This is a genomic window from Stygiolobus sp. RP850M (assembly GCF_037389295.1).
In the GTDB taxonomy this organism is placed as follows: Archaea; Thermoproteota; Thermoprotei_A; order Sulfolobales; family Sulfolobaceae; genus Stygiolobus.
On record NZ_JBBHKU010000025.1, the window covers coordinates 14926 to 39910 of the forward strand.

The window sequence follows — 24985 nt, forward strand, 5'->3', positions numbered from 1 at the left end:
CCGTCTGAAAGCCCTTAATGTTAAAAATGAGATATTCTAGAGCCAAACCGTGATTATAAACAATTAATTTCGTACATTTAAAAATTCTTAGTTGGAATTTTTGAACTTCCAATTATCTATTTAAGGTATGGGATTAAATATCAGATATGCCATTATCTCCAGTCGTTGAGTTACACGACGTCAAGAAAGTCTATTACGGAAAAGTGCCGGTCGTTGCATTAAAAGGCGTAACTTTGACCGTATACGAAAGGGAAATAGTTTCCATTCAAGGGCCCTCTGGTTCAGGTAAAACAACACTCCTCACAATTATCGGTACTTTGAGTAAACCAACTGAAGGGGAGGTCCTAATTTACGGTAAGGACGTGACTAAACTTCCCGATAAGAAAATAGCTAAGGTGAGGAACAAATACATAGGCTTTGTCTTTCAAAACTACAACCTGATAGACAGACTTTCTGCGTTAGAGAACATAGAACTGCCTCTTATCGCAAGAGGAGTGTCAAGCTCTGAAAGGAGAAAGATCGCGCTAGATATCCTTGATAGGCTGGGTCTGAAATACCTTGCTAAGAAAAAGCCTAGCGAAATGTCTAGTGGACAACAACAGATAATCGCAATAGTCAGAGCATTAGCTCAAAATCCCAAAATACTTCTTGCCGACGAACCTACCGCAAATCTAGATACGGCCTCTAGCAAGGTTGTCATGGACACGTTCTTAAGGGCGAATAAAGAGTTCAGTACTACGGTTATTATCGTCACTCATGAACCTGACATAGCGGCTTACGGGCAGAGGAAAATTCACATGAGAGACGGTCAAATAGAGAAAATAGACTAGGTGAGATCAATGTATAGAAAAGCAATAATGTTAATCCTCTTAACTCTAATACTTTTCTCTACTTCATTTGATACCGTTTACCACGGAACAATATCTTCTGCCCCTTACGGTGTTTTTCCGCCTATTGTTGCTATAGAATGGGGCTCTTTAGTACAGCCTCAGAACGTAACCCCTGGGGACTTTAACGTGCCGTTATATGTCGTGATAAAGGCCGATGTTATAGGAGCGTCTTTATTATCAACTACATATCAACCTTTTGGTCAGATCTCAACACCTATAAACGGTTATATACTTTCAGCTAATAAGACGCAATCTACAATCGTGTTCTTCGTAAACGTACCTCTCAACGTTTCCTCAGGCTTATACAAAGTGTTCTTATCCATAAACTACACATATGACAGCGGTATATTCGAAGCCACAACTCAAATACCTATTTACATATCCTCAGTGATTTATCCTAAGGTTATATTTCAATGGGGTAACGGTGAATTTACATCACCCGGACAAGGAATATCGCCTCTTACAGTAACGGTAGAAAACCCTAGCAATAAAGTGGTAAGTAACGTTATCATCTCGGCAGAATTACCTAACGGAATTTACAGCCTGACTGGATCGAGAATTATAAACTTTACAGTCCCAGCAGTTCAACCGTATTCGGCTGTAAGTGTAACACAATATGTAAACGTGACCTCCGAAATATCTCCGGGTTCATACTATGTCAATTACACACTAACTTTTACCGATGATTTAGGAGGAGTCCACACGGCAACATATAATAACGGAACCCTAGTCCTATTCCCCAAGGAGCCACTCATTGTCAAAAGCGACCCTATCTCCTTACAAGCTGGACAAATATCTACCTTCATTATATACCTTAACTCTACCGGTGCACTACTTACGTCTTTTAGTGTAAATTCCCAAAGTGTAATGACTGTTAGGTATAACGTAACGACTCCTATAACTTTTTCGGGGGTTTTACCCATTTCTATAAGCGTTTACGTGCCTTACGGCACCACCCCAGGGATCTACCAGTTCACTATAACTGGGACTTATATTTACGGAGGAACACAGTATTCCTTCACCATACCTGACTACGTGGAGGTGGGAATCAATAGGACTGGGCCCGAAGTAGTAAGCTTAGAGTGGGTCTCATACCCATATCCTGGGAGCAGTTCACAAGCAGAGTTAACGGTGTTTAACCCCTTACCTTACTCAGTCTACTCCGTGAATATCTCAACCCATTCTGTTGAGACCGGACAGCCCTATTATGTGATCCAAGAGATCCCTCCCTATGGAAGTGTCCAAATCCCCATTTCTTTACTTGTACCGGACAACGCGTCTTCATTAGTATGCCTTTATTTTAATATCAATTACTACTCCGAGTACGGTGGATTCGCCTCTTCCAGCAAAATAATAATCCCGGTTTACTCTAAGCCTCTAATTAGCTTGTCATTAGTCCCATCTACAGTAGTTCAGGGTCAGCAGTCAGAAGTATTACTCGAAATAAGAAACTTAGTTAACCAGAGCCTATTTGACCTCCACGTAAACGTAGTATTCAGCGATATCCAAGTGGTAGGAGCTACGAATGCTACGATATACCAACTTAATCCTTCTTACACCGGGTCAATACCTTACAGCATTTACGTCCCCTCTTACCTCTCTCCAGGGGTTTATCCTGTGCAGGTTACAATATCTTACTACTACTCGGGAATACAGAACACGCAAGTGTTCACACTACCCTTAGTAGTTACTAGTGCACAGAACGGAATCAACGTCTACATCTCTCCTTCTACCTTATATTACCAAGTTAGCCAGAATCTGACTATAACGCTGTTTAACAGTGATAACTACACTGTCACCAATATCTTTTTAAAGATATTTACTAACTCCCAACTACTATCGCTTTCCCAGACCCAGTTCGAGATCAACGCTATACCTCCCCACTACAATTACACGATCACCGTCCACACGTTCTCACCAATATCGGCTACAGAAACTTTACCGCTTTCACTGAGCTTACAATACCAGACACCCGATGGTTTCGTGAGTTATAACGAAAACTTGTCATTATTGATTACTGGACTCATCTCGATCCAAATAATCCAACCATCAATTACTGAGGTAAACGGTTCTTACATCTTCCAAGCCACTTTGCTAAACGATGGAAACACGCAAGCTAACAACGTTATCATATACTACCCCGGAGGAAGCACTTATATCGGTCAATTACCAACAGCATCACCTCTTCCTATATCGGTGACCTTACCCTCCAACTCTTCGCGTATTCCTATCGTCATTTCCTACCAGACACCTACTTACCAGACCGTTAACATGACGTACACTTACAACGGTCCCATCACAGTGTTACAAACAACATCTACTACTACATCACCTCACAACTTGTTTGGTAGTGCATTGTTGTTCGGGATTTCAGTAATAGTAGTGGTGGTCATAATTTACTTATTACTAAAGAGGAGGAAGAAGGCTAATGAAGACATTTGACGTTATAAAGTTCTCATTTAACGCGCTGTTAGAGAGGAAAACTAGGGCAATTTTAGTAATTCTGGGCATAATGGTAGGCCCGTTAATAGTTGTTTCACTCGTGGCTACGATTCAAGGGTTCGACATAGGTCTGAACCAACAGTTAACTAACTTCTTCTCGCCCTTAAACATATACTTAGCACCGAAGAGTCAAGGAACCTTAAACCAATATGTCATTGATGGAGTCTCCCACTTACCGGGAGTAAAAGCAGTTGTACCGTACTATCTCATACCGGCATACATAGATACTCCTAAGGGGCTAGAGGCTACAGTAGTTTTCTCAATGGATATCTCCGATATTAATTTAGTAATGCCCGGTCTAAAGCTTCAAAGCGGTTCATTACCCTCGCCTAACTCTTTTGACGAATTAGACGTGGGCTATTATATCGCAAACCCCCAATATTCTGGTCAGCCTACTTATCACACTGGACAGATTATGGTGGTTTACCTGATTAACCCTGAAGGAGAGAGGATAAGTAAGACATTTGTAGTCATAGGCCAGTTGGCACAAATAGCTTCTTTCGGAGGGGCTAACTTTAACCAAGCATTATATGCCCCTTTCTCTCTCGGACAGTCTATTTGTGGGACAAATTATGCGGGGGCTATAGTAGTAGCATCATCTCCGAGTGAAGTTGAAGGGTTGGCAAATATCATTAAAGAAAAGTACGGTAATTACGTTCAGGTCACTTCGAGTCAGCAAATACTTAACCTAGTTAATGAAGAAATCTCTTCCTTTGAGGCTCTACTAGTAGTTGCAGGTGTAGCGTCGTTTGTAGTAGCGTTTTTCACAGTCTTAGCTACTATGATTACTTCTGTTGTGGAGAGGACTAGGGAAATAGGACTTTTAATGTCTTTGGGATTTGAAAGGAGACAAGTAATGCTAATGTTCTTATCAGAGGCAACAATAATGGGAATAATAGGAGGTGGAATAGGAACCATAGGAGGATACTTCAGTTCCTTCCTATTGGCGTCAATTGCGTCGAACTCGTTTGAAGGAAGAGGTGGAGCCTTTAACGTTGTTCCCTCGATCTCAGTAGAACAGTTAGTATTTATTTTCTTGACTATTATTGCGATTACCACTGTTGCTGGGTTGATTCCTGCGTATAGAGCGTCAAAAATAGAACCAGCAAAAGCATTAAGATATGAGGTATAGGGTGGGGTCATGAAAAGCATAGATATAGTCAAGTTAGCTTATAGAGCTCTTTTCGAGAGAAAAACTAGAGCTATCCTGACTATTTTGGGAATAGTAGTTGGACCTCTCATCATTACTACTATAACAGCGTCTGTTCAAGGGTTGAGCCAGTCCGCAATAAACCTTATTCTAAGAGATGTTTCTCCTGAGGCGATATTCGTTACCCCCCTCAACGGTTACTTATCATCTTATACGATCACACAACTCTCCCACTTAGATGGGGTAGCTTACGTAGTCCCGTTTTACACGATACCCGTAACGATCTATACTTCCAAAGGAGAGATTAGTACTACGATTTTGTCGGTTAACATCTATGACTTGCAAAAAGTCTTACCGGGGATTAGCATTTCAAGCGGGACAGCCCCTTCAGCTCAAAGTTATAATCAAGTCGCTATAGGTTACGATCTTCAGAATCCTCCTTCTCCTAACCAACCATCTCTACATGTAGGTCAGGAGATATCTGTGAGCGTAGTATTACCTAACGGTGGCCAAAAAACGGAGACTTTACTGGTGACGGGAGGGCTGAGCGATTTTGACATTAATCTAGGGACTATTATTATTAACCAAGCACTGATTATGTCTTATTCAATAGGCGAAGAGATATATGGGACAAAATATTCAGGAGCTATAGTTTTAGCTTCCTCACTACAAGATGTAAGTAAAGTGGTATCAGAGATCCATCAGTATTTGGGCTCTTATGTAAGTGTGAACTCAGCGCAAGACATAGTATCCTTTATAAACCAACAAGTAGTGTCCTTTAACCTACTACTACTTATAGTCAGCTCTGCGTCTTTTATAGTAGCTTTCATAAGTGTACTAACTACTATGATTACTTCTGTTGTGGAGAGGACTAGGGAAATAGGACTTTTAATGTCTTTGGGATTTGAAAGGAGACAAGTAATGCTAATGTTCCTATCAGAGACAACAATAATGGGAATAATAGGAGGTGGAATAGGAACCATAGGAGGATACTTCAGCTCTTATGGCTTTCTCGACTTCCTTCTCAGTTCACCCCTCTTCAAGAATTTGCATGCCGAGCCAATATTTACCATTACCCAAGCTATAACCCTTTTCTTATTTATAGTTCTCATTTCCACTTTTGCTGGGCTGATTCCTGCGTATAGAGCGTCAAAAATAGAACCAGCAAAAGCACTAAGATATGAGGTTTAGACTTTTTAATAGCAAATTACGTGCGAACTCCCCTAGCTTGTTGTTTACCTAGTATTTTGATCTTCAAGGAAAAATTTACTGTTCAGTAAATAGTATCGTCACATAAACAAATTATATTATAACACACAGAGTTTTATCAGGTGATCAAATGAAATTAATTGAAATCACTAAAGATGAAATTAAGGGTAAGATTGGCCTAATGCCTTTAGGAAGCATAGAACAACACGGGCCCCATTTACCAATGGGAACAGATGGAATTGTAGTTGAATGGATAGCTCAAAAAGTTGAAGAGAGATTTAGAGATGAAGTACTTCTCTATCCTACCTTATACTACGGTTGTTCTAAAGAACATTACGGGTTCCCCTTCCTCTCAGTGGGTTATTTGAACATGATAAACTTCTTACTAGATATTGTTAATAGCTCAAAAAACGCGGGAATTTCCTCTCTTATAATCGTTAATGGTCACGGAGGAAATGAGTCCGTATTAGACATAATCAGAAGAGAAGTTAATATGAGTAATGATAACTGTTTTAAACTCCACATATTCTCTATAGTGGGGAGAGATAGAGATCTCTTTCCAAACATTATAGACATGCACGCTGGCTCAGTAGAGACTTCCAGAATATATGCAATTAATAGGCGACTGGTAAGAGAGGACAAGCTAAAAGAGGTAGACGACTTCACTATAAAAGATGGAGTATTTAAGATGATACCCACTAGCGAGGCAAACAAATACGGGATTATTAATGTTGGTGGCAGGGTGGAGATTGATGAAGAAAAGGGGAGAATGTCGCTAGAGAGTTCTGTTAAAGATCTCTCAGACTTAGTACGAAAAGTCCTTGAGCAAATAAAGAACTGTGGTAACAATGCTTAAATTCAAAAAGAGATAAAGTCAATCTTAGAATGACAGAGTTTGAACGATATTAATAAGATAGCGCTTATAGGAGCATTTAGAGCCCTAGGCGGTTCGTTAGTCTGGCCTTTTATAGGGTATGCACTCTATTCAGTTTACAAATTACCGCTCACATTTGTATCGATTTTCTATCTCTTACAAGGTATCTTAGGTTTAATAGCGTACTATATTGGTGGGATCCTTACAGACAGTTTGGGAAGAAGAAAGAGTATGACCATAGCGATAGTACTCTCCTCAATTTCGCTTCTTCTGGCCTCTCAAATATCTCTCCCAGTTTTAGTCTCATCTCTCATTCTAGCACAAACTTTTTTCAACGATATATACTTCGTCTCTTCTACATCGATCGTCGGCGATATGTTTGAAGATAAACTCGACAGTTTGATCAGAGCGTTCAGCAGACAGAGGGTTGGGATCAACGCCGGTTGGGCTGTTGGACCCCTCATTGGTGGTTATATTTTTCAAGTACTTGGCTTTAATAAACTCCTATTCATTGCATCAATTATAGCCTTAGTACCCTTATATTTCGTGAGGATGCTACCAGACTTTAAAGGAGGTGTTGAAGTGTCATTTAAAGTCTCAAGAACACTATTAACGTTTCTTGTCCCTACTGCACTAATATTCATGCTAATGAGTCAATTGGGCTTTGGTTTAATCACTTATTATACAACAATCCCTCATTTCTCAGTACTTCAAGTGAGTTTGCTCTTCATGGTAAACGGCTTAATGATAGTAGTGCTTCAGGACTATATAGGAAAATTGATAACAGACGTCAAAAAATACTTGCCGTTAGGGTGTCTTATTTACGGGGTTTCATACTTCTCGATAGCTTTTATAACAGACTACGTAGAAGCTGTGGTAGACATAATATTCATAACCTTAGCTGAAATCATAGTCTCCCCTCTAGTCCAAGCTGTAGCAACATCATTAACCGAGAGGAGACAGAGGGGAAAACAAATAGGGGTTTTCGGTATATTTACTTCCTTAGGAAGAGTTCTGGGCTCTTCTCTCACCAGTTACTTAATGACGTTCTTTCTTTACTCTCCCGTCATTTTGTGGGGGTTGATTAGCTCACTAGGATTTATTTCAGCCCTACTCTTCTTCCTCTCATTAAGATCATTCAAACCAGCTCAGAGTCAAATACGCTGAATTTTTTACCAACTCAACTACATTTAACATTTCGTTCTTAGTTAGCCCCTCCATGAATACTATTTTGGCTATTTGAACCGACTTCGGTGTTTCGGCATCAGGTGGGATGAGGAAAAACTCTACGTTCATCCTCATTAAGTCTTTTTTAATGTTCTTGAGGAGTGACTGATCCTTCTTAAGTTTTGCAGAATCGAAGTCAACAACAGTAGTTACTATATAATACGTAGAGTTAGGATTAGTTCTAATAACTGAAACCTTTACTCCTTCACCTACTGGGGGAGAAATGACGATGTGAAAGTAAAAATTACCGCTGGTTACCTTCTCAACTTTCATTCCTAGTTCCACGAACCAGTCAAAAATTTGGGAATCGGATACCATCACGTACACCTCAACGCTGAATCTCCCATTGAAGAATCGACTTTATGTTGTGCCGTACTCTCTGCTATACTCTTAACTGTCTTAATTACACTGTCGGGCTGAAGGTTTGAGGGGAACATGAAAGCCTCTCCTTTCCTATTTAACCAGTGGGCTTTCATATTTAAAGACTTGGCAACCAATATGTCGTATGGGTTCGAGGATACTAACATTATTGAAGGTAGGGGCGAATTAACCCTCTTGCCTACGTATTCGAAGAACTCCTTTGAAGGCTTGTACCTCTTTACGTCATCAGCTGATATTACGTCTTGGATAAAAACGTCCAAATTGTTCCTCACAAGTATTTGCTTCACTAACATTTTGTCTAAGTTTGTGACCACGTATAGCCTCGCCCTATAACTCAACTCCTCAAGAAATAAAGCGTCCTCATACATAGGCGATCTAAGTATCTTCTCCCTCCATTCTTTATGAAGTGAATCTAATATGGCGGAATAACTCACGTATACTCTAGCTAGAGAGTACGCATTCAACACGTGTTGGGTTTCCTTTAAAACCGAGTAAAGTTTTTCATCGCTTACCTTGATCAAGTTTTCGGTTACATTAAACAAGATTACGTACATTTACAACACCTTCTTTTTACCAGTGGCATTTAGATAACTCTCTAACCACATCTTAGTTAACTCCTTCTGTTTACATTCATTACATACATCCGTATATTGAGCTGTGCCAGGGTAACCGTATTGAATTAATAGGCTATCTACCTTCCCCTTTATCTTTACAGTACCTATAGGCTTCCCGCAGTACCTGCACTTGGTCACCTTAGCCTGGTTTACTCTAACTTTTTGTAATTCCTTGAACTTAGCCAGTCTCTCTACTTTTATGGCGTTCTCAGGACAGTTCTTTACACACCTCTGAGAACCTATACAATACGGTATGTTGTAGTCTAGTGTCGTGAGGTCGTTCACTGTTTTCATATCTGGGACTAGCATCTGGCAAGCCCTAACACATACCCCACAAAGTACACATTTATCAGGATTTACCTCCACGAAATATACACCCGGGACTTCTACCTCAGGGTTAACTTTTACCTTCTTGTCCATTTCCTCCAAAGCCCACAAGTAAAGCGACCGCCTTCTGTAACGGGTTAATGCGACACCCTCAGGGATTTCAGACTTAGGTAGCTTATTTTCCACTAGGGGTATTTTATCACCGTGCTTAACCTTCACAATCTTCAACTCAGTCCCGGGGAAGACGTCCGGTATTTCCTCAACTCTCTTCTTAGCAATGTCGTCTTTAGGATCGTACAAAATGACTGGTATTAGACCTGCTGCAAATGTAGCAAATACAAACGAATCATGGACTGAAGCCACGTTAGGTACAAGAAGAGGGAAAAGACCTTCCTCCAGACTCACGGTTTTGTCCGAAGTGAAGACTAACCCTAACGATTTTCCCTCGGCATTATAATTACGCACTATTTCGTTCACAAAGGATATAAACTGCTCCGTGGTAAGGGAAGGCATTTCTAAGTAGCCCAAGTACCCTTTCGAAGTACAATAACCACAGCCTGTACAGTCTTGGGGTGAAGTAATTGTCACACCTTCAACAGCTTTCGCGATCAGACCTTTAGGACAAGACTGAATCAAAGTGTTTATCTCCCTTTCAAAGGTTAAAGCGTCGAACAGTACCGGATACACTTTGTATTCGTAAAGCCTAAACTTAATAAGGGAACGTCTTGTTACAGTAGTAGTTTTTACTGGCTGTAATCTGTAAACGAAGTCTTGTTTAGAGAGTTTCCTCACATACGCCTTTAGTAACGCCTTATTGTAAGACGGGCTCTTTCCGATAAACCAAGAGAGGGGTAAGACCTCGACAGCTAAGGGACTTATACCCAGTTTTTCGTCAACTGATGAGACAAAGTTCTGTTCGTCCTTTTCAGATACAACAAGAAGTCCTTGAAGCTCGTTGGATTTAACATCCTCTGCCAGATATTCTCCGAACTCTGCAACGTAAGGTATATTTGTCTCTTTGTATATATCAACGAGAAGTTGATCGCCTAATTTCTCCCTGGCTGTCTTAGTAACTATGAGACCTATCCTCAATTTCCTTCCCCTATGAGATATTCTTTCTCGGCTTCTAACCACTTTCTTAATTCCTCGCAAACAACCTTGTATATATCAGCCCTCTTGTCGTTTATGACGTCATTTATCCAGTCTGGTATCCAGCTGTATATATGAGTAGTAAAGAAGTTCCTTTGATCTGCTTTATTCTTGTAGAGGTCTCCTCCCTTCTGGAGGATCTCTATTTCCTCTTTTATTAGCACACTCATAAACGCGAGGATCGTAACTATGTTATCAGGCTCCGGTTGGAACTCGCCTAACATATAGTTGAGCCTAATATTCCTCGAACGCAAGAACCTCAACATATCACTGTATCTAAAAGTAGCTACTTTTTCTCCCATCAAAGAGAAAAATCTCTTACTCTCCACAGGTGTCAAAGGTTTTATTCCCAGACCGGTAAGGAACAGAGTTGAATATTCAATAAGTAAATCCGACTTATTGGAATTGAATATCTTGTCCTTTATACGTTCAACGTCTACTATGCTCTTATCTATTCCTAAGGAGGAAATTTTCTCAAGTTTTTCCTTCATTTTATTATAATCCTCATCATAAAAATTGTAATAAAAAAGTGTGGAGAAGAGATCATAAACCAAAAATCTTAATGAAGCTTGATCAAGCGTGGAAAGAGACATAAAAAACACCTTTAACTTGAGGAGTTAGACGAGGAGGAAGAAGACTGGTTTTGTTCTGTATAAGTAGAGTTATTACCTTGCGCCCCGAGAATTACGACTCCGTTAGACGTCCAGACATCGTAATATTCTGACTCGCTTAATAGCTCTACATCGTTGTCTGCTGCATACTCGCTACGCCAAGGTAGATATCCGCTTGCTGGATTAGCACCGGTCTCTGGACCTAGTACAAATCCTCCTTTATCTATAAACAGAATATTACCGGGGTCTGTAGGATCTAATCTATCCGCCCATATTCTTGCCTGAACCATACATCCGTGAATACATGCTGGAATCCTCTCTTCTGGAGGCAGTGTTGGATCGTAAATTCTGTCAAAACAGTGAGTACACTTCTTTGTTACTCCTTCAATATAGTCAAAGAATCTGTTACCATAAGGACATGCATAAATACAGTACTTAGTTCCAATACATTCTGTGTAGTCTACTAAGACTATACCATCTTCAACTCTCTTGAACGTAGCACCTACTGGACATACTGGTACACAAGGTGCATCCATACAGTGGAAACAGTTGATTGGAATGTTGTATACTTTCGTTTGCGGGTAATTACCTACTTCTACATACATTACTCTAAGCCAGAACATCACGTCAAGATCTCCATAAGGATTAAGGTCAGGAAGGGGTCCAAACATTCCCGAAGTATTCCACTCTTTACAAGACATTTGGCAACCGGCACAACCAAAGCACTTATTTAGATCTGTTATTATTGCATAGTTTTTCTTATTACTATATGGTATTCTGTGTTCTACTCCACCTTGTTTTATATCTAGAGTGATTTGGGGGGTTTGGTTAGACGACATTTGATTAGAGGACATGACCTTTACACCTCACACGGGAATTGAGAAAGAAAAAAGGGAGATCAACTTAGCGGTTCACCCGCAAAACCATATCTTATCTTATAATTACCTAACTGGTAGTTGTTCTGAGCTAATGAATAAGGTGCTACGAAGCTCCATATGGAAGTGTTCTGCATATTATTGGCGTCAAATCTTAAGTGTGGGACATCTACGGGCTGGGCGAAAGGTGCTCCGTTGCTGGCACCGGATATACTTATTTGTCCACCCATCTGGTTCATTATCACTGTAAGTATGTCTTGATTGGAAAAGTCTTGACCCATGTATATGAACTTGTTCGCGGTAACCTGAACCCTATTAGCCCCGCTAGCAACTCCAACTATCTTGATCCTGCTGTCGGCCCACGAAGTCTGCCCTGTTATCGGGTCTAAGTACATTATTGGGTAGGTCTTATCTGTCTGAGGAGATAGCTTTCCTCCTCTTGAAGCGGGCATGTAAAGTATGTTTGCCCAGTTGTGTAACACACTGTATTTAACTTGTGGAGAGTCGGGTGTCATTCCTCTGAAACCTGGTAGGGCTTGTGCCGACACTATTACCCACGCTGCTCCGGGTCTGGTCGCGTTGTCCAGAAAGGCTATAGCGGTGATTGTAGTCCTTAAACCTCCAGACCAAGGCTCGTTCACAGCCTCAAATTGAACAAAATCTCCGGATTTAATGCCCATGCTCTGGACATAGGGATCTGCTGAGCTCAACATCACCGGTGTATAAGGCACTGTCGCCATAAGCCACGGTACGTTGAAAGACCAACTATGATATGTCCTATCATGTCTCCTAACGAAGAATGTTAACGGATACTCGCTCAGGTTTATCCCGTCAGGGGTTATTTCGGAGTTCCAAGCTGGTGGTGGGGAATAGCCTCCGAAAGGCTTGTGGTAGTCCAATATGTTCTTAGCTAAAGCTTGTCCGTAAGAGTCGTTGGGCAAGACACTCTTTACTAGGAACTGCTGGTTCCCGGTTAGTTTGTAATAGTAGTAATACGCTGCGTTATATCCGGTCCACTTACCTGCCGCAGCAAGCCTGAACTTCTGTAAGTATTCGAGATATATCTTGTGGATCCACGGTAAGCCTATCCCTCCGTATCCACCAGGCATATACTTGCCCCAACCGAGGAAGTAGAACATGTTTACGTTTCTCATATATCTAATTGAAGGCGGTAAGACGTAGACAGCTCCGCCCTTGCCTACCTTGACATAGCCAGGGTTGATCTCGTCTATTGTCATCATGCCCGGAGCGTAAGTGTTTATTATGTCCTCAAGCATCTTTTGAAGACCGGGCTGGAATTGTACTGGAATTCTGAAGTAGTGCTCTATACCTGCAGATCTCTGGCTTGCCGATATCTTGTAAGTAGTAGCTGTGGAGAAAGTCTGTCCTTGAGGTACATTATTTAAAATTTGATTGATTACGTCTTGCTGGTTAGCACCAGCTGGCACAAACGAAGCGTATAACTTCAACTGCTGCGGGTTAGGGATTGGTTCTCCTTCCTCATTAGCCAGTATGTACTGGAAGTTGTTACCGTATCCAGCTATCAAAGTCCCGGTCTCTAATATATACATCCCAGTAGATATCATACCGGGCTGTCCTTGTTGAAGTATTGTAGTTCCAGTCTCAGGATCGTGTATAGTTACCGGGCTTATCAATGGTAAGCCAGTAACTGGGTCTTGTGTAGTGTAGTGAGGACAATTCGTCGGATCTATAGTATCACCTTGTTTCGGATAAATCCTCAATATCCAAGCTAAAGTCAACATAAAGTCTCCGTTGGACAGTACTGGATACATCGCCGGTAAGACTGGCCAGTTGAGAGAATCTGAAGGTCCTTGAGGTAAACTTGTAGGCCTATCGTGGATGGAGTGGAAACCGTATATTTCTAGGAATGACAAATCAGGTATAATAAGATCTACTACGTTGTTTGTCTCTTGCATAAATAGATCAATACTTATGTTAAACGGAACAATGTAGTTACCGTTCTGGTCCTTCTCGGTCACTTTTTGTAAAACGTCAGTTAATGCGTAAGCGTTATTCCAATATGGAGTTGTTATGTACCACATTAGAGCTTCTGTTTTATATGGGACTACCATATTGGGGTACTTGTTCATCAAGTAAGCGGTGATAACGACTGCTGAATAAGACCTTTGAGTCGTTAGAGGTAACTCCCAGCTATATGCTCTATCTACTAGGAAGGGTCTTCCGTTCTTATATATAACTAGATCGTCAGGACCGTCTGGGAAGCCGTAAGGACCGGCTCCAACAATTTTTACGCTCTTAATGTCCACAGTACCATCGTTATATATGTATTCCGTTTTTAGGAAACCTGCTCTCGTCTTGGGGTTGTTTAGGGTCATTCCACTAGTTGCACTTGCAATATCTGGATCAATTGTAGGTGTGTTTGCCAGAGGATGAGGAGGAACTGCAACTCCGGGAGAGTAGTGGGGAAGGGGATACTTGTAAAGGTCGGCTCCAGGATTATCCCACGCTCCTACCATTAATACCAGATAATACATCGCTGCAGCGCTCATGAACCCGTTGGCGTGAGCGGAAATACCTCTCATGAAGTATATTGATACCGGCCTACCAACAACGTTGTCATGGAACCTACCTAGATAGTCTATCCATTTCACAGGCTCATAAATTGCCTTCTGGAAGGCGGTCGTTGCTATCTCATTTGCAATTCTCACCACAGTATTATGAGGTATACCAGTAACCTCAGCTACATTTAACACACCGTATTGTGGGGATTGCCCGCTGGGAGTATACGGGTCGTAATTCAGTAATTCAGCCCTTAATAACTCGAAAGCTGTAGTTACTGTTAGGTTAATAGTCTCACTGGAGCCTAAAGCCTTCGGGACTGTTACTTGAATAGCCGGGACTTTGACTGTTTGCCCATTCTTTAATTTATAAGGTACTTGTACGATCTGTGACTGCTTCTGCTGAGGTAACTCGTCTAAAGTTAATATAGGCATAACACCACTCTGCCACGGTGTATCAACGTAAGAGTAAACGTTCCCATCAGAGCCCATTATTGCCTCTAGCCATGGGTGTGAACTCGCGTATTGCTGGTTCTGTACGGGCATTCTTAAGTGTAATCCTACATTATTACCTGCGGTAGGATCAGTTGGGTCTAGACTGTCACCATTCTGCGGGTTAGGATTTACTATCACTAACCACGACAAGTTAGTGTAATATCTCAAGAATTCCTCATCTATGTGAGGGAATACAGCTGTGGAAGGAATGTCTCCTAATTGAGGTAATTGTACAACTTGTCCACTTGGCGTTACAGTCTGCATTATGAGCTGACCGGAAGAGGGATCATAGGCTGGTGATACCGGCTGTAAGGTCTGCGGGTTAAGGACATTTGAACCTTTGCTCGCCTTATATACGTAGTAGTGAAAGTCAACCAAAACTCTTATCCAACCCATAGCTAAGGCTCCGTCTGTTGCAGGGTTTATGAACAGATGCTCATCCGAAACTGAGTAGAAGCCAAATCTTTCAGGGGCAATAGTTACTACCTTCCCGCCGTTCTCCCTGATCCTTGCGATAATCCTCCTCATCCAGTTAGGGAAATGGTCCCCCGCGAGACCAGCTAAGATAAAGTACTGGGCTCTTTCCTCATCAGGACCTGCATATTCCCATACTGGCGCACCCGTAACATATACTCCTGCTGTATACACGTTCATTGAACAGAATCCACCGTGTGCACCTGCATTAGCTGTACCGAAATTACCGGCGAAGAAACCTGCATCGATACCGGGTGTTAATTGGTCTCTTCCTTGGAAATATACTAAAGCATGAGGATTAGTCTCCCTTATAGCTTTAAGCCCGGGGAAGTTGCCTACACCTAGTTGTTGTGGATTCAACCCTATTTTGCTCCAACTCTGTGCGTTAGCTCCATTTACTATAATGTCTATTGCAGTATCATAATCGATTGCCATCCATTTTCCTGATCCTCTATCGCCAGCTCTTATTAGTGGGAACCTCAACCTAGCGGGAGCGAAATAATAATAGACGTCTGAAGCCCCCCTCGGACAAACTCCTCCATCATTTATGTGCCAACCGATAGTCCCAGTAACGAATCTCGGGAAGCCCATAGGAGTCCTGACTATCTCTATCGAGCACCTTCCTAAGCACTGGAAACAGTTCCCGTATACGACCTCGTCAGAGGGATAGTTAAGGGTGTAATGATAGCCTTCTTCTTGAGAGTTGAATAATTTACTGGCTATCGACCCTGAGTTGAGAATTATCGCAGTTGTAGCTGCAGTTATACCGCTTATTTTGAGAAAGTCCCTCCTCGTTAGCTTTAAATTGCTCATTTCTCTCAAAACCTAGTTAATTTACCTCATTATATATAGTTTCACTTCACTTTATTAATATAACTGGTTAGAAATATTTTATGACAAAAGATCCTCTAATTGACCCCTAACACTCGAGTCTAGAGATACAGCTTTTTCAGCTATTGCTTTCGCACCTGATAGGTCTCCCAACGCTTTAAGAATTCTGGCTTTTAGGGCTAAATATTGTGGGCTGTTCTGAGATAACCCCAAGGCTTTGTCGATAAACATTAACGCGTCCTGATTTAGCGATAATACGTGATAACATAAAGCTACATGATAAGCATAATCCGGGTTATTAGGGTCTAGTCTCAAGGCTGTCTTATACTCAGAAAGAGCCAATTTATGAAACCCTGTCTCGTAATATATTCTTCCTTTCAGGGCGTGTAGTGCTGGGTCGTCCTTCTTAAGGTCAATAGCTTTATTCACTTCCGACAGTGCATCCATCTTTAAACCTACATTATAATAACACAGAGCCTTCATTAGTCTGGCCTCTACATTTTTCGGATTTAACGCTAACACGTCATTTATATATATAGTAGCGTCTTCGTATTCGCCAAGAGCGAAGAGGATTTTTGCCTTTAGGTACTTATAATCGTAGCTTAGAGGCATGATTTCCAGAGCTTTATTAATGTTTTCTAAAGCATCCTTCAATTTGCCTAGGCTGTATTGATACTCGGCTAAAGTGTAGTACAACACGTGGTTATATGGGGACTTTGATATTCCGGCTTTAAGCTCATCCTCAGCCTCTTTTTCTCTTCCTAGGCTTCTGTAAGCCTCGAATCTCAAGTAATCGGCTTCGCTTCGGGTAATCCCTTTTAATTCGTCGAGAGCTTCTTCATATTTCTTAGCCTTTATAAGAATGAAAGCTCTTGAAAGTCTGGACTCTTCGTCCTGACCTTGAATTAACTTAAGTGCCTCGTCATATTTTCCTTGGGACAGTAACTCCTCTATTTCCACATTACAATATTCATCAAAAATAGGTATATAATAACTTTATGAGTCTTTAGTACTTGAAAATATGTATATTTATTCATATTAATTTTCCGGAGTGAAGGTTTATTTAAAAAATTAGTTAATTATCACACGATTAGAAATGGGACTATTTACGGCCCCCACGCCACAGCCGTACGGAGTGCAAGCTCCGATAATACAGATAAATCAATTCCCGCTCTGGGGCGAAGAAATAGCTCTTGCGTTATACTTTACTGAAGTTGCCGGAATGCTAATGGCAATCTTAGGAGTCATGGAGTATACTGGAAAGTATCCATCAATGGCTAAGAAAGGAGGACCTGTTGTATTTGTATCAACGATCTTAGCGTTTGCATTCTTCGCATATGATTTAGGTAGACCTCTTGCGGCTACCGCATCACCATTAGAAGCATTAGTGTACTTCACGAACTCATGGATGGCTAGAGGTATTATATTCGTAAGCGGATTGTTGTTATTCTCACTATTATATACAATATCGGTGTTATTCTCTTCTAAGCCATGGCTCAGAGTTACATTCGCAACTTTAGGAATGCTTTTCGGTCTATTCTCAACTGTGTACAGCGGTTTTGAATTAGCAGCTACAACTGGTGTACCCTTCTGGAATAACGCAGGATTACCAGTACTATTCCTAGCAGGTGGAATATTTGTAGGTGCTGGTATAGGTTACATTCTAGCCTTCGTTACCAAAGGTGACGAGGGTATAATGGCTAGAAGGCTAATGGCAAAACTATTGGCATTTTCGGGTATCGCCGAGCTGGTATCTTGGTTCATGTTCTTAGCCACAGTAAACTACATTAACGTGTTTGACGAGGTCGCTTATGATTACTTATTGTCTCAAGTAACATTCTATCTTGACTTAATACTTTCGGGCTTAGCAGTACTTATATCTGGAGTAGGTTATCTGTTCTCTGGTCCCTATATTGCGGTGCTATTTAACCCCTCGTTAAAACAGCAGAAGGCAATCGGCGGAGAAGCTAGACCTTCTGATCTTCCTACAGGGTTAAAATATGCTCTCCTAATAGCTGCAATCTTCGCGATAGTTGCTGCCTTTCTAACAAGAGCTGACATACTTTTCGCAGGACAATACGCGTATCAAACTGCTCCTCAAACTCCGTTCCAGATAGTGAGTAATCAACCGATTCCTATAGGTAGCTTTGGTTGGAGAGGGTAACTAAGGTAAGTTTTTTATATATTTTCTTGTAAAAATAGTTTTAATTAAATTAATATATCCATAATCTTTTTAAATCTAGACTAATATTATTAAAATTAAGAGGCAGTAATTTATGCCAGACGAGCTGTCAATAGTGCTTTTTTTAGTTGAACACGTTAGGTTCTTAGTTGATCATTTTAAAGTGCACTTTTTCGTAGTACTATCCGCTAAGTTATCCACAAAAGAAGTAAAAGTGCTTTATAAAATGGTTATTTTAGGGCCTATTTCTTCCTACCGCCTTTCACAAGAGTGCGACCTACCTTCAGCTACAGCTTGGAGGATACTGAAGAGACTTGCAAAGGAAGGATATGTAAGAATGGGATATAGAAGCTTTTACATAACTCCTAAAGGACTTATAGCTGTCTTCAGATCTGGAGAAGATGAAAGGATCAGAAGACTAGTAGCTGTAAAGCTAAAAGAAGAGTGGAAATACGAAGGGTCTGAGGAGGAGATATACACTTTTCTTACTGAACTAGTAAAGCTGTCTGATAAAGGATTGTTCAATGTGGACAACTTGTGCTTTAATCATCCGACATCTTTAGCAGCTTTCCTTTATCCGTTTGCCGAGAAGTTCTCCGAAACGTCAAAGAAAATAATAGCTTATTATATGTTGAAAATCTTCCCACCCGTCTCAACAACGCCTGCATGCAAAGGTGTAATAGGATTCAAGGAAAACGGAGAACCTTATGCAATAGCAATGAACTGTGTAAAGGAGGGAATAAGGCTTAACTTCTCTTGTGAATGTATAAGGAGGATGATTTGTAGCAATAATGTTGCTATAAGAACATAATATCAAAATAATTTTAGAAGAAAATAAGATAAGTGTTTTTAAATTTTATTCCTGATAGGGACAAGTCTAATTTAGATATTTTATTAATTTAATATTGGTAAAAAAGAAAAAATTATAAAAGAATCAAACAATATATAAAGATTATTACTTTATTTTTGATAAATTAAAGTAAAAAGAGATGATAAATAATAGGCAGAGTTTGTTAAATATCCCACATGAGAGTAGAAGACTTAGAAAGAATGAGAGAACTTGCTTTGGAATACGATAAACTACTGAACGAGGTGCTAAACGAGGTACAGCCACTGGTGAGAGAATGCCTAGCACTTGAGTTAGATGATATATTATCACCGGTCTTCGCTGTAGAGAACGTTAAGACACAGAATGCTATTTTAGCTTTACCGTACAAGTGCGGGGAAAAGATAGGTTATTTAGTCATAACAAAGGAGGGGAAAGTCTATTTTGAAGATTTTCAAGGTAATGTAGAGGAAAGAGGTGAATTATTTGTTAAAGAAAATAGTTAACAAAAAAGGGATACTATATGAGGGACCAGTATGGTTCAAAGACACTCTGTATTTCGTAGACATACTCAAAGGGGAAGTCCATACATTAAGGGGAGATAAGCACACGTGGATTAAAGTCGGAACTTACGTCAGCTCCCTTCAGCCTTACAAGAGAGGAGGGCTGGTAGTCACAGCGGATAAGGGTTTTTACCACGTTAGTGAAGAGGGCGTAAAGACAATTTATGAAGTAAAGGAGTGGGATAACAGAAACAGATTTAACGATGGTAAGTGTGATGCCATGGGAAGATATTGGGTGGGTACTATGAACCTCGAGGAAAAATATCCTACCGGTGCACTGTTCGTGTTGGACAAGGGATTAATACTTAGAAAGGTTCTTGAAGGGATTACTATCTCTAACGGATTAGCGTGGAATTTAGACAACACTAAGATGTATTATATAGACTCGCCGACTAAGAAAGTGTTTGAGTTTGCCTTTAACCTTTCTACTGGAGAAATAAGGGATAGAAAGATCCTAGTCGATCTAACGAGGTTTCAAGGAGTCCCAGACGGGATGACGATCGATTCAGAGGGATATCTATGGGTAGCAATATACGGAGGAGGAAAAGTAATTAGAGTAAGTCCTAAAGGTGAGATAGTAGGTGAGATCAAAGTCCCTGCATCTCACACTACCTCTGTTACGTTTGGGGGGAATAATATGAGGACTCTCTTCATAACTACAGCAAATGACGAGGCTGAAGGCGGTTATGTATATGCTGTGGAAACTGATATAAAAGGCGTTGAAAGTTTTGAGTGTGAATTTTGACTTAACCTTCCTCAAGATACCTAAATAGAAAGGAGTTTGAGACTAACAGTACTCCGGCTATAACGAAGTCTATACCGTAGCCTAGATAATGAGTAAAGTATCCTGAGAGTATTGAACCGACGAAAAGAGATATCCCTACTATAGTACTATATACTCCCAGTCCACTACCTTGGCTTCTTTCTCCTACGATTTTAAACACGAGAATGCTGGATGAAGAATAAAATAATGAGTATGCTATCCCAGCGGCTAAAGGATAAAATAACAACCCTGATATGAAAACTGGAAAGCCGAAAAACAGTTCTGTGACTATTCCCATTGATAGGTAAGAGACTCCTCTGAGAAGTAGCGAGAGATGAGCTATTTTCTTCTCTTCAGCTCTTGCTAACAATCTTTCTGAAATTTTAAATCCTAAAATCTGGAAGATCATTCCAACTGTGATCACAATTAATACGCTAGATTTATCTAAGCCTTTTACGTAAAGGTCGGCTGGATATACAGTATTAAAAATTCCACTACTAACGTAGAAGATTACAATACCAAGATAAAGGAGTGGGATATAATTTGTAGGTTTAATCCTCAATCTCTTTAAAGAAAACATCTTAAAGGAATGAGGGTTGGGTAAATGAAGGAACATCATAGGCAAATGTCTCATTCTTATCATGAAGGATTCCTTATAATGTAAAATTGCTACCCTCTCAAACGTTATAACTGGTTTTGGAACTAGCTTTAATCCTGCAACAAAGGTGATCAGAGCGACTAACCCTAAAGTTTCCTCTATCTGATAGATCTTGAGAAAAAGTACAAGAACCGTCGAGATTAGCAAGCCTATTAGCATACCTAGAGAGGACAAGAAAGAGAACTTTGAAAACAGTTGACCCCACCGCTTTTTCTCAGCTGATTCCATCACGAGTAAGTTAAAGGGAGTAGTAGAGGCTGTACTCATGAATGTAACTAGAGAGTAATCAGCTGCTAATAGAGATATTGAATTAACAAGTGGCATAAGAAGTAAAGATACTGAAGTCCCGCCCATGCTTATAAGGATCTGTTTCTTTCTATCCATTCTATCAGCCATAAATCCCCAGAAAAGCGAAGATGGTATTAAAACTGCATTACTCAAGGATATAGCAAAAGATACGTCAAGTGCATTACCACCCAAAGTTAGAATTTGAAGAGTAATGAGTGAGGACAAAGGTCCGGTAGATGCGTTAAACGGCAGCACGAGCCACATCCATCTTGTGTCCTTGTACTTTATCATTCTTGCTTAAATGACCTTACTAATATTTAAAAAATTTATTGAAATGTTAAATGTAGTTAAACCGTTAATATATTAGAGAATTGAAGGTTAAACCCCAGCCTGAAAATTAAGCAAACTTAGAAAATGTAGAGTAAACTTCATAAGCCTTAGGTCTGGTCTTTGGTTCGCAGGAAAGCATACTGACTACCTCGTGGAAGACCTCTTTTTCGATCAAAGGTATTGAGATAACCCACTTGCACAACGCATTTTTTGCTTCCTTTACTTTTTCCAATGCTTTTCTAATATCGCCCTTAAGGTAATAGTCTACTCCTTCGTTTAGAGATAAAATATCAGGTCTATCATTTCTACCGGTGAGTAAAACATACGAAACTACCCCGAGAGCGAAAATATCCATAGAAGTTTCAGCACCTTTACCGAGGATTGCGTTTTCCAATTGATCTGGCGGAGCGTATTCTGCTGTAAGCTGTTTTATACTACCTCCTGTTCTCGTTGAGCTACCTAAGTCCCCTATCTTAATCATTCCCTTGATCCTAGAGTACACCTCTTCTCCGGTCTTACCTACTGGTTTTGCTAAAAATATGTTCTGAGGTTTGAAATCTAAATGAACATAACCTTGTCTGTGAATATGGTCAAGAGCTAAAGCGCTTTCAGCTATAATCGAATACACGATTTTCCTCCATTTACTTGAGTATCTTACATTAGGATTGTTAAAGAGATCCATTACCGTCCCTCCTTCCATAAACTCCATTATTAGCCTAGGGGGATCCCTGAGGTATAATTCAGTGTTACCCTTCAGAATTTCTTTAATTGAGTTTTGATCTACGTTAATGGCATAGATCTTTACCGTATATTGGCTGTTGGAGAGGGCAATTAAGTTTGAAGCTTCTACTTGTAAATCATAATAATAACCTTTTACTATAGTGGTGCCCCTAGTATTGGAATTCAATTTAAGGACTTTGATAGCGTAAGGAACGTTGTCGTAGATACCTTTTAGTATATAACTCGTTCCACCCTCACCTATTACCGAAAGGACATTATAAACGCCTAACGATTTACCGACCCAAAGTTTTGGATCCCATTTCTCTAACGGAGGGAGCTGGTTAGATGGTTGTACTATCGGTTGTACTGATCTTTGTGAAGAAGCTGGTGAACTAGTTACAACTCTAATATGTAAGTCAGCATACTCCCCGGTGGAAAAGTATAATCTCAAAGGTAAGATGTTCGTTTTAGGTAATGGGAATCTAAAACTAATTGATACTTTATTTATGCCTATGTTAAGCATATTTGGATTAACATCAGTAGTAACGATATTGTTAAGAAGGAATTGTACTCCAGTTATTGTTAATGCTCGATTGACATATAACGTGAGGTATATTGTAAATCCCCAAGTATAATCGTCTATTATCCCATCTAACAACTTTATCCTAAGGGGGGCCTTGTAAAGGTTTATAAAGGGGGCTAAGAAGTCCGGTATCGGAACAAGAGGACTATTACAATGGGGACAAGTGTTATAGTTATCCGGAAGGGTTACTCTACACCTTTTGCAATATTTGGCCATGCTTATTGATGTAAATACTCCAAGAGTAAAATAAGTTATCAAAAGAGGCTAGATCAATTTAACATTTCCGTTCTTAACATATATACGTAGATCGTCAGTTTCCTTCTCGTTTGCGGATTTTATAATCGTAGGAATAACGCTATTTAAGGTATCAAACTTATCGACATAGATATATAGTTTTGATGCTGATATCCTATCTAAGAGTTCTTCTAACCTTTCTTTTATTTTGTCTAAATGTTTAATACCGTCGAGAGACACTATAATTATCGTTTTATCTCTGCGACGTATAATTATCTTGCTCTTAGAATAGAAGAACGCAGTATTGGGTAAATAATACTCCTTATTCTTCCTTAACAGCCTACTTAATAAACTTGAGTTATCCTCTTCCACATAAACAGAATTCAGGTCTTCCTTGTATCTAATCATTAATTTTGAACTTCTAACTTTATCTTCGAAGATGAATAACTTATAAAGATCTTTCAGAGTCATAGGGATTCTTAATTCCTCACCTATTACGACCTCTGCAAGAATTCTTTCAAAGTCTGTAAGCTTAATTTTCGGAACATAAATTATAATATCAACTGGTAAAGAAGCGAACCTATCCTTATATGACGATATATACTCATTACCGTCACCGTTTAAAAATATTATCATAAATAACACCTCTTTATCATTAATTATTAATCTTTCTCTTTAAAACTTAAAGTTTTCCCTAAATCTAATATAAATTAATAATACTTCTTTCAGTCGTGTACAGATAAACAAAATTCATTTTCCTCCGTTATGCCAAGGAGGAACCCTTGGATTTTTTATCCTATCCCAAGTATCATAAGGTTTAATATCTAATACTGGGGTTCCGTCATAAGCGTTTACACCTTTGACCGTTAACACATTCTCTTCTATCCTTATGAGTTCAGCAACTGAGATACCAATAGGGTTTGGCCTAAATTGAGACCTAGTAGCGAAAACTCCTACCTCTCTTGAATCCCTAACTCTTTTTAGTTTGCCGTCGAAAGAGGCTAAGTGTAAGTGGTAAATTAAAATTATATGAGAAAATTCCTCAATACCTTTTAAACCTTCTTGATATTTCTTATCAATAATAACTCTTACTTGAGCGTCACGAGAGGCTGAATTGTCATCCCTTTTTATATACCCTATATAATCAAAACAGCATTTCACATGATAGTTTTTTCCGTCTACAGTTTATAAAGTATTAAACTGAATGGTCAAGTTGTCTATTCTTCCGCCATCCACTACTATTACCAGCCCAGTAACATACCTAGCATTTCCGATACTAAAAACGAAACCACGTGTGCAACGTCCTAGGGTTTTCCCGTAGTATGTAAAACCGTTTTATTTCTGAAGTATTCCCTTAATTTTTCAACTTCTTCTCCACTTTTTCCTCCTATTATCATGTGAGTCTCGATCCACCCAGGGGCTACTACATTAACTCTAATTCCGTATTTGCCTAATTCGAAAGCCAACCTTCTGGTCAATATGATCACCCCCGCTTTAGTAACTGCATAGAATTTAGTACCTTCTGCTGCAGTCCCTATTCCCGCATTAGATGCGATGTTTACTATATAGGCGTTCAGTAATAAATCTTTCGCTCAAACTTCAAGCATAGTATTAGCTAACGTTGCCACGTGGGTTGAAAGGACCCACGTGACGATTCGGGGGAGGGCTTACCTATTTAGGCTCATAAGG

The 24985-nt window shown here is 40.0% G+C and carries 21 protein-coding genes and 1 pseudogene; 10 read left to right on the forward strand and 12 right to left on the reverse strand.

Features of this window, described 5'->3' with window-relative positions; genetic code table 11:
* Nucleotides 1-146: 146 nt before the first annotated feature.
* From WIW52_RS02005 to WIW52_RS02030, 6 genes are all read left to right on the forward strand, one after another.
* Nucleotides 147-830, forward strand: a complete 684-nt coding sequence (locus tag WIW52_RS02005) for an ABC transporter ATP-binding protein (protein ID WP_337708287.1) — start codon at nucleotides 147-149, stop codon at nucleotides 828-830.
* A 9-nt stretch (nucleotides 831-839) separates the two neighbouring features.
* On the forward strand, nucleotides 840-3332 hold the full coding sequence (locus tag WIW52_RS02010; RefSeq protein WP_337708288.1) for a hypothetical protein: 2493 nt from the start codon (nucleotides 840-842) through the stop codon (nucleotides 3330-3332).
* Entirely contained in the window at nucleotides 3319-4524 is a 1206-nt protein-coding gene (locus tag WIW52_RS02015) for an ABC transporter permease (RefSeq protein WP_337708289.1), read from the forward strand. The genes WIW52_RS02010 and WIW52_RS02015 overlap by 14 nt, the downstream gene beginning before the upstream one ends.
* 9 nt (nucleotides 4525-4533) lie before the next feature.
* Nucleotides 4534-5733, forward strand: coding sequence for an ABC transporter permease (locus WIW52_RS02020; RefSeq protein ID WP_337708290.1), 1200 nt, complete (start codon nucleotides 4534-4536; stop codon nucleotides 5731-5733).
* Nucleotides 5734-5881: 148 nt separating this feature from the next.
* Nucleotides 5882-6607: a creatininase family protein gene (locus tag WIW52_RS02025; RefSeq protein WP_337708291.1), complete on the forward strand. Its 726-nt coding sequence runs from the start codon at nucleotides 5882-5884 to the stop codon at nucleotides 6605-6607.
* A 39-nt stretch (nucleotides 6608-6646) separates the two neighbouring features.
* On the forward strand, nucleotides 6647-7792 hold the full coding sequence (locus WIW52_RS02030) for an MFS transporter (RefSeq protein WP_337708292.1): 1146 nt from the start codon (nucleotides 6647-6649) through the stop codon (nucleotides 7790-7792).
* On the opposite strand, the gene WIW52_RS02035 is transcribed toward WIW52_RS02030, so the two are convergent.
* The 7 genes from WIW52_RS02035 to WIW52_RS02065 all read right to left on the reverse strand — a co-directional run bounded on the left by WIW52_RS02035 (nucleotide 7760) and on the right by WIW52_RS02065 (nucleotide 17109).
* Nucleotides 7760-8170 (reverse strand): DUF2299 domain-containing protein, encoded by a 411-nt coding sequence (locus WIW52_RS02035; RefSeq protein ID WP_337702721.1) that lies wholly within the window; start codon nucleotides 8168-8170, stop codon nucleotides 7760-7762. The genes WIW52_RS02030 and WIW52_RS02035 overlap by 33 nt on opposite strands.
* Complete coding sequence (locus WIW52_RS02040) at nucleotides 8170-8787, reverse strand: HAD family hydrolase (protein ID WP_337702723.1); 618 nt, start codon at nucleotides 8785-8787, stop codon at nucleotides 8170-8172. The genes WIW52_RS02035 and WIW52_RS02040 overlap by 1 nt, the downstream gene beginning before the upstream one ends.
* Nucleotides 8788-10308: a 4Fe-4S binding protein gene (locus WIW52_RS02045; protein WP_337708293.1), complete on the reverse strand. Its 1521-nt coding sequence runs from the start codon at nucleotides 10306-10308 to the stop codon at nucleotides 8788-8790. It abuts the gene before it with no gap.
* Complete coding sequence (locus WIW52_RS02050) at nucleotides 10263-10916, reverse strand: TorD/DmsD family molecular chaperone (RefSeq protein ID WP_337708295.1); 654 nt, start codon at nucleotides 10914-10916, stop codon at nucleotides 10263-10265. The genes WIW52_RS02045 and WIW52_RS02050 overlap by 46 nt, the downstream gene beginning before the upstream one ends.
* Nucleotides 10917-10927: 11 nt before the next feature.
* Nucleotides 10928-11773, reverse strand: coding sequence for a 4Fe-4S dicluster domain-containing protein (locus WIW52_RS02055; protein WP_443295437.1), 846 nt, complete (start codon nucleotides 11771-11773; stop codon nucleotides 10928-10930).
* Between the two features lie 59 nt (nucleotides 11774-11832).
* On the reverse strand, nucleotides 11833-16131 hold the full coding sequence (locus WIW52_RS02060; protein ID WP_337708298.1) for an oxidoreductase: 4299 nt from the start codon (nucleotides 16129-16131) through the stop codon (nucleotides 11833-11835).
* 78 nt (nucleotides 16132-16209) lie between these two features.
* Nucleotides 16210-17109 carry a tetratricopeptide repeat protein gene (locus WIW52_RS02065; protein ID WP_337708299.1) on the reverse strand — a complete coding sequence of 300 codons (900 nt, stop codon included), beginning with the start codon at nucleotides 17107-17109 and terminating at the stop codon, nucleotides 16210-16212.
* A gap of 136 nt (nucleotides 17110-17245) precedes the next feature.
* Here WIW52_RS02065 and nrfD point away from each other — a divergent pair, with 136 nt between their 5' ends.
* From nrfD to WIW52_RS02085, 4 genes are all read left to right on the forward strand, one after another.
* Nucleotides 17246-18313, forward strand: a complete 1068-nt coding sequence (nrfD, locus tag WIW52_RS02070) for an NrfD/PsrC family molybdoenzyme membrane anchor subunit (RefSeq protein ID WP_337708301.1) — start codon at nucleotides 17246-17248, stop codon at nucleotides 18311-18313.
* 112 nt (nucleotides 18314-18425) lie between these two features.
* The gene (locus tag WIW52_RS02075; protein ID WP_337708303.1) at nucleotides 18426-19142 is read left to right on the forward strand and encodes a hypothetical protein; all 717 of its coding nucleotides are present in this window, start codon (nucleotides 18426-18428) and stop codon (nucleotides 19140-19142) included.
* A gap of 215 nt (nucleotides 19143-19357) precedes the next feature.
* Complete coding sequence (locus WIW52_RS02080) at nucleotides 19358-19663, forward strand: hypothetical protein (protein WP_337708305.1); 306 nt, start codon at nucleotides 19358-19360, stop codon at nucleotides 19661-19663.
* Nucleotides 19644-20465 (forward strand): SMP-30/gluconolactonase/LRE family protein, encoded by an 822-nt coding sequence (locus WIW52_RS02085; RefSeq protein WP_337702740.1) that lies wholly within the window; start codon nucleotides 19644-19646, stop codon nucleotides 20463-20465. Before WIW52_RS02080 ends, WIW52_RS02085 begins: the two co-directional genes overlap by 20 nt.
* Nucleotide 20466: 1 nt before the next feature.
* On the opposite strand, the gene WIW52_RS02090 is transcribed toward WIW52_RS02085, so the two are convergent.
* The 5 genes and pseudogenes from WIW52_RS02090 to WIW52_RS02110 form a co-directional block, all read right to left on the reverse strand.
* Nucleotides 20467-21720 carry an MFS transporter gene (locus WIW52_RS02090; RefSeq protein WP_337708307.1) on the reverse strand — a complete coding sequence of 418 codons (1254 nt, stop codon included), beginning with the start codon at nucleotides 21718-21720 and terminating at the stop codon, nucleotides 20467-20469.
* Between the two features lie 106 nt (nucleotides 21721-21826).
* Nucleotides 21827-23137 carry a DUF973 family protein gene (locus WIW52_RS02095; protein WP_337708309.1) on the reverse strand — a complete coding sequence of 437 codons (1311 nt, stop codon included), beginning with the start codon at nucleotides 23135-23137 and terminating at the stop codon, nucleotides 21827-21829.
* 189 nt (nucleotides 23138-23326) lie between these two features.
* The gene (locus WIW52_RS02100; RefSeq protein WP_337708310.1) at nucleotides 23327-23932 is read right to left on the reverse strand and encodes a hypothetical protein; all 606 of its coding nucleotides are present in this window, start codon (nucleotides 23930-23932) and stop codon (nucleotides 23327-23329) included.
* A 114-nt stretch (nucleotides 23933-24046) separates the two neighbouring features.
* Entirely contained in the window at nucleotides 24047-24457 is a 411-nt protein-coding gene (tsaA, locus tag WIW52_RS02105; RefSeq protein WP_337708312.1) for a tRNA (N6-threonylcarbamoyladenosine(37)-N6)-methyltransferase TrmO, read from the reverse strand.
* Nucleotides 24458-24481: 24 nt separating this feature from the next.
* Nucleotides 24482-24870 (reverse strand): annotated as a pseudogene (locus WIW52_RS02110) (SDR family oxidoreductase); the annotation flags it as partial.
* Between the last annotated feature and the right edge of the window lie 115 nt (nucleotides 24871-24985).